General features: G+C 57.4%; 9 protein-coding genes and 2 pseudogenes. 2 read left to right on the forward strand and 9 right to left on the reverse strand.

Features of this window, described 5'->3' with window-relative positions; translation table 11 throughout:
* Positions 1-69: 69 nt before the first annotated feature.
* The 5 genes and pseudogenes from V6582_RS21955 to V6582_RS21975 all read right to left on the reverse strand — a co-directional run bounded on the left by V6582_RS21955 (position 70) and on the right by V6582_RS21975 (position 4,631).
* Positions 70-1,149 (reverse strand): quaternary amine ABC transporter ATP-binding protein, encoded by a 1,080-nt coding sequence (locus V6582_RS21955; RefSeq protein ID WP_156633517.1) that lies wholly within the window; start codon positions 1,147-1,149, stop codon positions 70-72.
* Positions 1,142-2,029: an ABC transporter permease gene (locus V6582_RS21960; RefSeq protein WP_156633516.1), complete on the reverse strand. Its 888-nt coding sequence runs from the start codon at positions 2,027-2,029 to the stop codon at positions 1,142-1,144. The genes V6582_RS21955 and V6582_RS21960 overlap by 8 nt, the downstream gene beginning before the upstream one ends.
* A gap of 93 nt (positions 2,030-2,122) precedes the next feature.
* Positions 2,123-3,124 carry an ABC transporter substrate-binding protein gene (locus V6582_RS21965; protein ID WP_156633515.1) on the reverse strand — a complete coding sequence of 334 codons (1,002 nt, stop codon included), beginning with the start codon at positions 3,122-3,124 and terminating at the stop codon, positions 2,123-2,125.
* Positions 3,125-3,194: 70 nt separating this feature from the next.
* A complete protein-coding gene (locus V6582_RS21970; RefSeq protein WP_337739354.1) occupies positions 3,195-3,995 on the reverse strand; it encodes a pyrroline-5-carboxylate reductase family protein in 801 nt (266 codons plus the stop codon).
* Positions 3,996-4,000: 5 nt separating this feature from the next.
* Positions 4,001-4,631: pseudogene (locus V6582_RS21975) on the reverse strand (TetR/AcrR family transcriptional regulator).
* 144 nt (positions 4,632-4,775) lie between these two features.
* Here V6582_RS21975 and V6582_RS21980 point away from each other — a divergent pair.
* A complete protein-coding gene (locus V6582_RS21980) occupies positions 4,776-6,812 on the forward strand; it encodes an FAD-dependent oxidoreductase (RefSeq protein WP_156633513.1) in 2,037 nt (678 codons plus the stop codon).
* 505 nt (positions 6,813-7,317) lie between these two features.
* A complete protein-coding gene (locus tag V6582_RS21985; RefSeq protein ID WP_156633512.1) occupies positions 7,318-8,460 on the forward strand; it encodes a polysaccharide biosynthesis/export family protein in 1,143 nt (380 codons plus the stop codon).
* A 149-nt stretch (positions 8,461-8,609) separates the two neighbouring features.
* On the opposite strand, the gene V6582_RS21990 is transcribed toward V6582_RS21985, so the two are convergent.
* The 4 genes and pseudogenes from V6582_RS21990 to tagF form a co-directional block, all read right to left on the reverse strand.
* Entirely contained in the window at positions 8,610-9,395 is a 786-nt protein-coding gene (locus V6582_RS21990) for a protein kinase domain-containing protein (RefSeq protein ID WP_197434455.1), read from the reverse strand.
* 159 nt (positions 9,396-9,554) lie between these two features.
* Complete coding sequence (locus V6582_RS21995; protein WP_349508847.1) at positions 9,555-10,646, reverse strand: IS5 family transposase; 1,092 nt, start codon at positions 10,644-10,646, stop codon at positions 9,555-9,557.
* Between the two features lie 169 nt (positions 10,647-10,815).
* Positions 10,816-11,898: a PP2C family protein-serine/threonine phosphatase gene (locus V6582_RS22000; RefSeq protein WP_432706324.1), complete on the reverse strand. Its 1,083-nt coding sequence runs from the start codon at positions 11,896-11,898 to the stop codon at positions 10,816-10,818.
* Positions 11,878-12,272, reverse strand: a pseudogene (tagF, locus tag V6582_RS22005) (type VI secretion system-associated protein TagF); the annotation flags it as partial. The pseudogene tagF and the gene V6582_RS22000, both read right to left, overlap by 21 nt.
* Positions 12,273-12,348 lie beyond the last annotated feature (76 nt).

Consider the following 12,348-nt stretch of genomic DNA (forward strand, 5'->3'; position numbering starts at 1 on the left):
GTTTGCAGGTAGGCGCCATGCCGGCGTGGACAGTGGAGACGATCCGCTTCTTCTCGGTTGCCTTCGGGGCTAAACCGCCATGGCCGGCACCACGGCTGGTTCGATTGCCGCCTCATGGTTCACCATGGCAGCGGCGAGTTGCCGGAAGGTAAGGTTGCCGATGGGTTTGCCAGCGGTATCGACCACGGTGATTTGACCGCCTTCGGGGGCGGAGGCGAGGCTGCGCAACGCATCCTCGATTGTCGTACCCGCGACAACGGTCGTGCCAATCCGATCGGATGATACGTGCAACGGGCTCATGACCGCCTCCACATGCACGATGCGGCCGCGGTTCACTTCCTTCACGAAGTTGGCCACATATTCGTCGGCAGGGCGCAGCACGATATCCTGGCTGGTACCCTGTTGGACGACCTCGCCATCGCGCAGGATGGCGATCTGGTCACCGAGCCTCAGGGCCTCGTCAAGGTCATGCGTGATGAAGACGATGGTTTTCTTGATCTCCTTCTGCAGGGTCAGCAAAACGGTCTGCATATCGGTGCGGATCAGCGGATCGAGCGCGGAATAGGCCTCATCCATCAGAAGGACAGGCGCATCGTTGGCCAGCGCTCGGGCAAGGCCGACACGCTGTTGCATGCCGCCGGAGAGCTGGTTGGGGTATTTTTGCTCAAATCCCTTGAGACCGACACGGTCCAGCCAGCGCATGGCCGTTTCGATACTCTTCTGGCGCGGAACGCCTTGGATTTCGAGGCCGAATATCGTGTTGTCCAGCACGGTGCGGTGCGGTAGCAGCGCGAATTTCTGAAACACCATCGCCGTCTGATGGCGGCGAAACTCTTGCAATTGCGCGGCCGGCATCTGGACCACATCGACGCCGTCAACGAGAACCTCGCCTGCGGTGGGATCGATCAGCCGGTTGATGTGACGGATGAGCGTGGATTTTCCGGAGCCGGACAGGCCCATGATCACCTGGATGCCGCCCGAGGGAATCTCGATATTGATGTCGCGAAGCCCGAGAATGTGGCCGTATTTTTCATTCAACTCGGTCTTGCTCAGGCCGTTCTTGACGGCCTCGATGTGTGAAGCGCCATTGGGTCCGAAGATCTTGTACAGGTGGCGGATCTTGATGCCGCCGAAGACATGCTCAGCCATGGACGATCTCCCGGTGCTTCTGCAGTCGCTTGCCATACGCCTGGCTGACACGGTCAAAGATGATGGCAATGCCGACGATGGCGAGGCCGTTGAAGATGCCAAGCGTGAAGTATTGGTTGGCGATTGCCTTGAGCACCGGCTGGCCTAAACCTTGCACGCCAATCATCGAAGCGATCACCACCATGGCCAGCGCCATCATGATCGTCTGGTTGATGCCAGCCATGATGGTGGGCAGGGCAAGCGGCAATTGAACCTTGAACAGCTTTTGCCGGCTGGATGACCCGAATGCGTCCGCAGCCTCCAGAACATCCTTGTCGACAAGGCGAATACCAAGGTCGGTCAGCCGGATCATCGGTGGAATGGCATAGATAACCACGGCGATCAGGCCGGGAACCTTGCCGATGCCCAGCAGCATGACGACGGGGATCAGATAAACGAAGCTCGGCATGGTCTGCATCACGTCCAGAATGGGGCTGACAACTCTTTGAACGGAGTTGGAGCGCGACATGAGAATGCCGATGGGAAGACCGATGGCAATTGAGAGAACCGTGCAGACGAAGATCATCGACACCGTGCGCATGGTGTCATCCCACATGTCGAAATAGCCGATCAACATCAGGGTCACAAGACAGCCCAGAACGATCTTGACGTTACGGCTGGCAAACCACGCCATGGCCAGGATGATCAAGGTTATGATCGGCCAAGGCGTTTTGGTCATAAACCGTTCCGCAGCAATGAGAAAATGCTGCAACGGGACAAACAAACCCTCGATCGTATCGCCATAAGCCCGTGTGAACCCGCGAAATCCGTCGTCAATCGCCTTCTTGAGGTTGCGAAGAGCATCGTCATCCATATGCGGGAATTTATAAAACCATTCCATTTCTGTTCCCCTTGTTGAAAGAAGCCGGGCACGTTTTTTTATTTTACCGGCGCTTAAGAGGCGGTGCGCAGAAGCGCACCGCTGAATCGAGGATTAGAGAGCGGCTTCGATTTTCTTGGCTGCTTCCGGCTTGACCCACTTGGTCCAAATGGCCTTGTTTTCTTTCAGGAAGTGCTTGGCACCGTCTTCGCCGCTTGCCTGATTGTCTGTCATCCAGGCCATCAGCTTGTTGACGGTCTCATTGCTCCAGGAGCGTTTCGCCAGGTACTCCATCACATCTGGGCCAGCCTTTTCAGAAAATGGCTTGGCAACCAGGGTAACGATCTTATCGACCGGCCATGCATTCGGCTTGGGGTCAGGGCAGCTCTCCACTGTATTGCAGCGCTTCCATTCGGCAGCGTCAGCAGGGACGCCAGCCTCAAGCTTCACCATGGGATATTTGCCGAGCAGGGCCGTTGGTGCCCAGTAGTATCCGACCCAGGCTTTCTTGTTTTCGTAAGCTTTGGCGATTGCGCCATCGAGACCGGCAGCAGATCCGGTATCAACCAGCTTAAAGCCTGCCTTTTCAGCGTTGAACGCTTTGTAGAACTGCGAGGTAACGACAGTACCGCCCCATCCTTGAGGACCGTTGTAGATAGCGCCCTTCGAGGGATCTTCTGGATCCGGGAACAATTCAGGATGCTTCAGAAGATCAGGGATGGTCTTGATGTCGGGATGGGCATCCGCAAAATATTTGGGAATCCACCAGCCCTGATTGCCACCATCTGGCAGGGGAGAGCCGACCTGGACGATCTTGCCTTCTTCCGTGCCTTTCTTGACGACATCCGGCAGCAGATCGATCCATGCTTCAGGCGCGATGTCGGGCTGACCTTTTTCAGCCATGGAGGTGATCGTCGGGACAGTGTCGCCGACAGTAATGTCGGCGCTGCAGCCATAACCTTCATTCAGAATGATCTTGTCGAGATTGGAAAGAACCTCGGCACTCTGCCAGTTCATGCTGGCAATTGTCAGGCTGCCGCACTCGGCGGCATTCGCCAGGGATGATCCGGCAAGAGCGCTGAAAATGAGGCATGTCGATGCAAGCAAGCTTTTCATTGTCGTTCCCTCTGTTATGCGGCTGATAGTATCGAGGAGCGAGACACCGCGCGAACCCGCTCCGACGGCGTTAGGAAGCGTCTCCCATCGCCACCGATTTCCTGAGCGCCGCTGCGAGCCCGCGTGCCACCGCAGTATCAAAGCCAGCGGCGCGCATCTCGTCAATCGCGGCAGCTGTCGTGCCGCGATATTCAAGGAAAGCCTGGACCGTCTCGCCGGGACACTCGCCATGTTGTTCAAGCAGGCGTCCGGCACCGATGATAAGCATGTTAACGGCGCGCTGTGCAACATCACGATCGAGACCATGCAAAATCGCGTCATCCATCATCGCTTTGGCAAGCAGCGCCGGAAAGGCCGGTCCTGAACCGGTGAGGCCGGCGAGATAGTCGATCGCCTCCTCCGTCCGTACTTCGTCCTCAACCCCGCAGGCACCGAAGATGGCCCGCACAACGGTGCGGTCCTCTTCACTCGTGTCGGAAGAGGCAATCCAGGGCGTATAGGATTTGCGAACCTTGGCGGCGGCATTTGGCAGGGAGCGGACCACACGCCTTATCTTATGATATTCGCAAAGTGCGCTTAGCGGAATACCGGTCATGACGGAGATCACGAGCTTGCCTTCGAGATTAATCTTCAGCTCAGGCCAATCGGCTGGACGGACCGAGAGAATGATGACATCCGAGCGGTCGGCAAGGGTCTGATTGTCTGAGGTCCAGAAGGCATCGGGGAAGCGGTTCGGGCGCTGTCTGCGATAGGAGAGCGAAAGGTCTTGAGGCTTGATGATACCGGCATCAAGAACCGCAGCGGCTATCGCGCCGCCGAGCCAGCCCGCACCGCCGATCACCCCAATCGTGAGTGCCCTGCCTTTGTTCACGCTGCCTACTCCTGCTTGTAGCCATGTCGGGCGAAGAAGCGGTCGAGCTCCCTTTGCTGTGGGGTATTACCAGTGTAAATGGCAATGTATTCAGGAATACGCTTCATGCGAAGCTCAAGGTCTTCGGTGGATTGCATCGAGATGTAGCCGATCTGAACCAGATAGGTCGTTCGCGCACGAACGTCCGCTGCTTCTTCGCTATAGCCGAACCGTATGAACATGCGGCTGATCGCTTCCACTCTGAGTCTGATCCGCCTGCTGCACCTCCGCCTGAATGTCCGCTGACTGCAATGCCCAACTGCGAATGGCAAATTCGAACTGCGAGTCGAACAGGTCTTTGTTCAGCCAGCAATCGAAAACGTTCAGCATGGCCTCGGCAAGCGACTCCGCATAGGCCTCGGTCTGTTTGACGATGTTACCGGTGTTCTTTTCTCTCCATCTCGAGATCAACCCGCTCAGCAATTCCTCGCGGTCTTTGAAGAACCAATAGAAGCTGGTCCGCGAAAGATTGAGCCGCTTTGCCAACGGAAGAATCTTCACCGAATCCACGCCGGATTCCAGCAGAGACTCATAAGCCGCCTCAAGCCATCCCTCGTATGAGCCACGCCAGCCGCTGTCATTCGTCGCCTGTTCCATAGATATCACCTAGCAAATTGATAGGGGCGTCGCAAGCAAAATGTACATATGTGTCCAAATCATGAACCATAGTGTTTTCGATATTGACACAGGTGTACACTCCCGCTTAGCCTTGCTCAAAATCCTTAAACCGGAGCCCGTCGCATGTCGAACGATCCCCTCCTTCAGCCTTACCAGCTGAAGCATCTGACCCTGCGCAACCGCATCATCGTCACCTCCCATGAACCGGCCTATCCGGAAGATGGCATGCCGAAGGAGCGATACCGGGCCTATACTGTGGAGCGGGCAAAAGGCGGCGTTGCACTGACGATGACAGCCGGATCCGCTGCCGTCTCTAAGGACAGCCCCCCGGTTTTCAACAATCTGCTGGCCTACAAGGACGAGATCGTTCCATGGATCCGGGACATGACCGATGCCGTGCATGAAGAGGGCGCGGCGATCATGATTCAGCTCACGCATCTTGGCCGCCGCACCCGGTGGGACAAGGGCGACTGGCTGCCGGTTGTCGCTCCGTCCCATCAGCGCGAGGCGGCCCACCGTGCCTTCCCCAAGAAATTGGAGGACTGGGATATCGAGCGGATCATCAAGGATTTCGCTGATGCTGCCGAGCGCATGAAGGCGGGCGGCATGGATGGTGTCGAGCTTGAAGCTTACGGCCATTTGATCGACCAGTTCAACTCGCCACTGACGAATGAACTCGACGGTCCCTACGGCGGCTCACTCGACAACAGAATGCGCTTCTGTCTCGACGTGTTCAGGGCGATGCGCGAGAGGGTCGGCGATGACTTCATCCTCGGCGTTCGCTACACAGCCGATGAATGTCTTCCCGGTGGGACCGGGCAGAATGACGGTATCGAAATTTCCAAACGGCTGCGTGATAGCGGCCTGATCGACTATCTGAATGTCATCCGTGGTCATATCGATACGGACCCCGGCCTCACCGACGTCATACCGATCCAGGGCATGGCCAACGCGCCGCATCTCGATTTTGCTGGCGAAATCCGTGCCGCCACCAGTTTCCCGACATTCCATGCTGCGAAGATTCCGGATGTTGCAACGGCGCGGTATGCGATTGCCGCTGGCAAGGTCGATATGGTCGGAATGACCCGCGCCCATATGACCGACCCCCATATCGTGCGCAAGATTATCGAAAAGCGCGAGGACGATATCCGCCCCTGCGTCGGCGCTAACTACTGTCTTGACCGGATCTATCAGGGGGGCATGGCCTTCTGTATCCATAATGCGGCCACTGGCCGCGAGCAGACCATGCCGCACATCATTTCGAAAGCCGAAACCACCAGGAAGGTGGTCATTGTCGGCGCTGGCCCGGCTGGTCTTGAGGCGGCCCGCGTCGCTGCCGAACGCGGCCATGCGGTCGTGGTTTTCGAAGCCGCAAATGATCCCGGTGGACAGATCCGCCTGACGGCGCAAAGCGAGCGTCGGCGCGAGATGATCAGCATCATCGACTGGCGCATGAGCCAATGTGAAAAGCTTGGCGTCACCTTCCATTTCAACAGCTGGGCAGAGGCCGATACTATTGCGGCAGAAGCGCCGGATGTCGTCATCATCGCCACGGGTGGACTGCCGCATACCGATGTCCTGTCGAAGGGCAACGATCTGGTGGTCTCCTCCTGGGATATCATCTCCGGTGACGTGAAGCCCGGTACCAACGTGCTGATCTTCGATGATGCCGGTGATCATGCCGGTTTGCAGGCGGCGGAATTCATCGCCAAGGCCGGTGCCAAAGTTGAGATAATGACGCCCGACCGGTCCTTTGCGCCCGAAGTCATGGCGATGAACCTCGTTCCCTATATGCGGTCGCTGCAAAAGCTCGATGTCACCTTCACCGTCACCTATCGGTTGGAAGCGGCGGAGAAGAGCGGCAACCAGATCATTGCCCATGTCGGCAGCGACTATGGTGGGGTCGCCAAACAGCGGACGGTGGATCAGATCGTTGTCAACCACGGCACCATTCCGCTGGATGATCTCTATTTCGAGCTGAAGCCGGGCTCGAAGAACCTCGGCGAGGTCTCTTACGATGAATTGCTGTCAGGTGCGCCACAGACTGTTGAGCGCAATCCGGCCGGAACCTACCAGCTCTTTCGGATTGGCGATGCGGTGGCGGCCCGCAACACGCATGCTGCCATCTACGATGCATTGCGCCTTGCCAAGGATATCTGACGATGACCCGTCGCAATGCATTGCAGGGTTTTATCGATCACGCCATGCGCTCGCCGCTGTTTGCCTTCTGGCTGCTGCTGGCAGATCCGCCGAAATATTGATCCAAAACCGGCCACCTGTGACTATGTCGCCACCCGACGCGGCGGCTGGGGCAAATCCGTGATCGTCGGGGTTGCGGGCGCTGGCCATGGAGGGCAAGATCATGATCGATCCGATGATCACCCCACATGCCGCTCGAGGATATCCATAAAAGCTTTGAGCTGATGCATTATTGTCCACGAATTTCGTGGCGTCTGCCCGCTCGATATCCTCAATGTGGTTCTGCATGCTGTCGTAGCAATTGCTGGGCGCAAGCTGGCTTCAATTTTTCACTCCTGGGGTTGCGCAAAAGCAACATGTGTTTTTTGAATGTCGTTTTTGCGGCATTTGTCGGTTTTTGCAATTGTTAGTTAGGCTTGGGCTGCTATCTATTTTTTCTATTGATTCTTGGATTTTGGAGCAGCGAATGCGCAAGGTTTTGCCAGTTCTTTTGATTGCGATTTTGTCGAGCTGTGCAAAACCATCGGATGGACCAAGTGCTGGGGCCATCCGGTCTGCGACGTTCCCGGGCAGTTCAAGCAAGGTGCCGGTGATAGAGCTTTCCAAGGCACCAGCGGTCACGGCTGCAGCACCGCAATCGGGTTATTCAGCCTCCGAGCCGGGTTTGTCGGTGCTTCGCGGCGCCTATAATCAACAGCGGCTGAGGCCGGGCGATGTGTTTGACGTGACCTTGCTGGATACCGGCGAAGAAGGTCTGTTTTCCTCCACCCATAGCAGCACCCTTAATCTTGGTCGCTTCACTGTCGACCCCCAAGGCAGTGTCACCATGCCTTTCGTTGGCAAGCAGCGGGTGACGGATTCCACCCCGGAAGGCCTGCAAAATCGTATTGTTCAGGGCATGAAAGGCTCGGCTGTTAACCCACAGGCCGTCGTGACGGTTGTGGACAAGCCGTCCAGCGCCGTTTTGGTCAGCGGTGGCGTCAAGACCCCCGGAAAAGTGGCGCTGACAGCGCGGCGTGAGCGGGTTCTGGATATCATTTCGCAGTCGGGCGGGGCGTCTGTCGCACCGCAGGCCGCCAAGGTCACCGTGGTGCGTGGTCGCGAACGTGCGACCACGACGCTGGATCGGGTGATGAGCGATGAAAAACAGAATATCGTCCTGCTGCCCGGCGACCAGGTGATCGTCGACGGCGAACCGGCCAGCTATACGGCCCTCGGCGCTTTCAAAAGCACGGGCGAATTTCAGTTTGAAACCGGCAAGCTCACCCTGGCTCAGGCTGTTGGCCGGGCTGGCGGATTGCTGGATGACCGGGCCGATGCCCGCAATGTCTACGTGTTCCGCAACCAGTTGATCCAGGTTCCGGCATCCACAGTGACGGCAAACGGCGCCAAGGGACCGGTTACCATGGTTACCAGCAGCAAGCCGGTGATCTACCATGTCAATATGAAGGACGCCTCCAGCATCATGCTGATGCAGCTGTTCCAGATGCAGAAGGGCGATGTGCTCTATGCCAGCAATTCGGGCATGGTTGATGCCGCTAAGTTGCTGACCGTTTACCAGAAAGTGCCGTCAACATCGGCGGCTCCGCTCCCCGGCTCCTCCAATTGAGCCTTATAAGCTGAACCAGCGGCCTGCTGGTTCTCTGATTGAAAATGACCGTCGAAATCCCGGTCTTGGACATCTCAAATTCTTCATGGATTTGAGATGTCTTCAATGCTTTGAGGGCGAGAAGGCGTAAGCGTCGTTACGCTTAGATATCATTTCTTTGCCTCTATCTGCGACAGTTTCGTCAAGGCTTCTTTGGCAGTCTTTGGCCTGTTGACAGGATCGACGCTACAGAGGTGATCCGCGAGCTGCGCAAGATCGGCGTTCTGGCCCAGCGGCACTGTGCCGAGCATTCGTAAGAGCACGCGGCCTGCGCCGTAGAGATCCATTGCCGCCGATGCCTTGCTGGAAGCATTTTGTTCCGGGGCGCGATATTCCGGGGAGCCAGCCTCTGCAAGACCGAGATCGGCCCAGCTAGCATCGCATTCTATGGTCAACCCAAAGTCGGCCAATCTTGCTATCCGCCGTTGCTGATCGAGAATGATATTGCCTGGGCTAACATCGCCGTGGACAAGACCGTGGTCATGCAAAGCCGCGAGTGCCGTCAGCAGATCATGCATGATTTGCACTAGGTCGAGGCCGGTTTCTCCCTCCTTCTCCAGTCTCTCCCTCAGAGAATACCCAGCCCAGGGTTGGATGAGGCCTGGGCTGCCATCGGCCAGTCGCAACAGTATTGAGGTGCCAACCAGGCGGGGGTGGTGCAGGTCGAGGCCGATCCGGGCTTCACGGATCAACAGTTCCGCCTGGCTGGCTGACGAAGCCCCATCCTTTGGCAGTGTTTTCAGGACATAAGCGGTTCCCAAATCCCGGTGACGCAGTTTGAGGACGCGGCTATGGTCACCCTCGTAAAGCAGGTTTTCGACGGCAAATGTTCCTGCAATGAAGGCGGGGTCCGAGGGAGCCAATGCTTCGGCCCGTCGGTCGAGAGCATTTCTCAACTGGTCGATCAGCAGCTGGACACCTCGATTTACCGGTCGCAGTTGGCAAGATGGTGCCGTGGATGTATTTCCGCGATGAACTCGCGCGGATGATCGCCCATTTTTTGTGATGATTGCCGCATCTGCGGCATGCATTTCGGCCTTCCGGCCAGCTGCGCGTTATGCGGTCCGTGGTTTTCCAGTCAGCCAGACATAGCGAAGCATGTTGTAGGTGATATTGGCCATGCCGATCTTCACCCTCGCTCGGCTGATTCCGATGGTGCGCACGAAGAGCTTCATCTTGTCCTTCTGCCGCGCAAAGACATGTTCGATGGCGGAGCGGACCTTCGAACGACGGCCGTTGGCGCGCGACATCGCCTCCGGCATGGGTTTGCCCTTTGGCTTCTTCTGATGGATGTCGGACTTTAGGCCATTGTCCTGCAACCATTCCTCGTTGGTCTTGGAGCGATAGGCCGTATCGGCCCAGACCGTCGACGCGGTATTGTCTTTGGTCACTACGTTTCGAAGCTGGGCTCCGTCATGGGCGCTCGCACTCGTCACCGTCCATCCCCGGATAAAGCCATGGGCTCGGTCGATGCCTGCATGGTTTTTGTAACCAAACATTGGAATGGCAATATCGTGCTGGCCAGTCGTCGTCGACGTCGGCGTCTCCGTTGGCCGTTTCGCCTTGGAATACTTCACTGTCCATCGCGCGTCGCGGTCCTTCTGGGCCAGCCTGGCGGGTTTATCCTTCCAGTCCTCAGGGATTTCGCCGGCCTTGATCGCGTCTTTCTCGTCCTGGCTGTTATGTTGCTTGGGAGCCTGGATGATCGTGGCGTCAACGATCTGCCCGCCTTTGGCCAGATATCCGGAACGTGAGAGATGCTTGTCGAAACGGGCAAACAGATTATCAATGGCACCTGCACGCACCAAACTCTCTCGGAACAGCCAGATCGTCTTGGCATCCGGCACCTTCTGCGAAAGGGAAAGGCCAAGGAAACGCATAAACGACAGCCGGTCCTGGATAACAAACTCCGCTTGGTCGTCGGAGAGATTATAAAGCGCTTGCAGCACCAGGATTTTAAACATCAGAACCGACGGAAATGGTGGACGTCCACCCTTCGATCCGTCGGACCGCTTCAGCGCCTTCGCTAAAGGTTTTTCAAATATCGCCCATGGAATGATGCTGTTGAGCTTCTCCAGCGGATCGCCGACGGCACTCAGCCGTTCGTAACGATCATCCAAATCCCAAAAGCCCGGTTGCCCACGCATCATCCGCTCCCAGAAAATCACACTGGCCGGATTGAATCATGAAACGCGGAAAATGGGGAGGTTTTTAGAGGTGTCCAGCTGCTGTTCCCCGTCATTACGGGGTGTCCCGCTATGCCCCCGTACCGCTTGTATCAGGGCGTTGAAACGGGCGGCGACTTCGCTGAAACCCTCAGGCAGAGGCATCGGCTCGCGCCAGGCTAACGACGATAGCGCTTACATTTTCGCGCACATTGGCAATCAAAGCCTCCTGAACCAACCGTTCGGCATTTTCGGTATCGGTGCATTGGTCTAGAATTTCCGCAACGGTTCGCTCCGTCAGAACCTGGATCAGCGGAAAACTGCATAACAACAGGCGATCACCCGGTAATATGTCGGTGGTCAGGGTTTCCGGCAAGAATTGCTGATCCAATCCCACCCCACGCCGCAGCCGTTTTTGCAGGCCGATGGCAATATGGTCGCGGGTCAGCGGCACCATGGTACCGTCACGCAGCAGATAGGCCCGGGCATCGCCCGCCCAAACCAGCAGCAGTTGATCATTCACCAAAGCCGCGACAACTATACTGGCGGCGGGTGCGGTTCCGTCGGTGCGTTGCGCGCGGGCTTGCAGCAGGCTATTGGCCCGGCCAAGCTTGCCCTTGATTTCCTGCAGCATGGTATCGAGATCGGCGGTCTCACCGATTTCGGTCAACTGGCCCGCGGTATAACGTGCCGCTTCCTGCGACGCGGTGTCATCTCCGACGCCGTCGGCAATGGCGAAAATCCTTGGTTTTTCGCAGATGAATAGCCCGTCCGCATTGATCGAAAACCGCGTACCGGCATGGGTGGCGTAACTGTAACGTAGCCCTGCTGTTTGCGGCTCAGCTTTTTTGGGGTCTCTGGGTGGCTTATCCGGGCTTGGAGTGGCCCGTTGAGGCACAGATTTTGCGTCGGCTGTTGTCGGGACTGACGCTGGGGCTCGGGCTGGGGCAGGCGCGGTCGCGGTGTTGTCTTGCGATCGGGACATAAGACCGGCACTTTGCCGGAAAAGCCGCAGAAAGTCCTCGGCTTTCATCTGGCTTGAAAAGCGCAGTCCCTGCGGTTTTGAGGTCTGCGGGTCGATATACCACCAGAGCGCGGTGCCATCCTTGCTGGCTGAGGCGGTGCCTTCCTCCTCCTGGGGACGCGGCATACGCATGCGCTTCAAGGTGTCAGTGAAGCGGTTGATGTCAAATTCCCGCGTCATCGTCGATTCAGCCAGGCCTTCGGCGGCCATGAACCAGGTATGGTCCAGAAATAGCGTGCGGGGGTGATGGGAGAACCGGTGCATCTGCGCCATGATGATCAGCGGAAAACTGCGACCGACCCGATCACGGCTGGCCAGCATGACACCAGCATGCGCCACCTGGCCCCAGACACCTTTTTCGACGATGAACCGCCAAGGGGGGAGGCGCTGAACAGCTCCGGCCAAGCCGCGCCGAATTCCTGTTCACAGGCATGCAAGCCGCCACGGATCCAGCCATCGAGCGTCGCGACCATTTCCCGTTCCAGGCCTTCCGAGAGGAAATCCCCATGGCTTGGTAATTTGCCGAAAAACCCGATCCGGTCCTGACCGGCGGGCTTTTCTGTCTGGGCAGGTCGCAATGCCATGGCTTGCCTCTTCCTCAGGATGCATCCCGGCGGAGTGATCCGGGGTGCCTTTGATAGGGAGGTAGGACCCGGCCAT

Source organism: Agrobacterium vitis (assembly GCF_037039395.1).
Classification (GTDB): domain Bacteria; phylum Pseudomonadota; class Alphaproteobacteria; order Rhizobiales; family Rhizobiaceae; genus Allorhizobium; species Allorhizobium vitis_E.

Coding starts and splice junctions, on each gene's coding strand:
- V6582_RS21955 (WP_156633517.1), bottom strand. CDS start 1,149: ATGGCTGAGCATGTCTTCGGCGGCATCAAGATCCGCCACCTGTACAAG.
- V6582_RS21960 (WP_156633516.1), bottom strand. CDS start 2,029: ATGGAATGGTTTTATAAATTCCCGCATATGGATGACGATGCTCTTCGC.
- V6582_RS21965 (WP_156633515.1), bottom strand. CDS start 3,124: ATGAAAAGCTTGCTTGCATCGACATGCCTCATTTTCAGCGCTCTTGCC.
- V6582_RS21980 (WP_156633513.1), top strand. CDS start 4,776: ATGTCGAACGATCCCCTCCTTCAGCCTTACCAGCTGAAGCATCTGACC.
- V6582_RS21985 (WP_156633512.1), top strand. CDS start 7,318: ATGCGCAAGGTTTTGCCAGTTCTTTTGATTGCGATTTTGTCGAGCTGT.
- V6582_RS21995 (WP_349508847.1), bottom strand. CDS start 10,646: ATGCGTGGGCAACCGGGCTTTTGGGATTTGGATGATCGTTACGAACGG.
- V6582_RS22000 (WP_432706324.1), bottom strand. CDS start 11,898: ATGGCCGCCGAAGGCCTGGCTGAATCGACGATGACGCGGGAATTTGAC.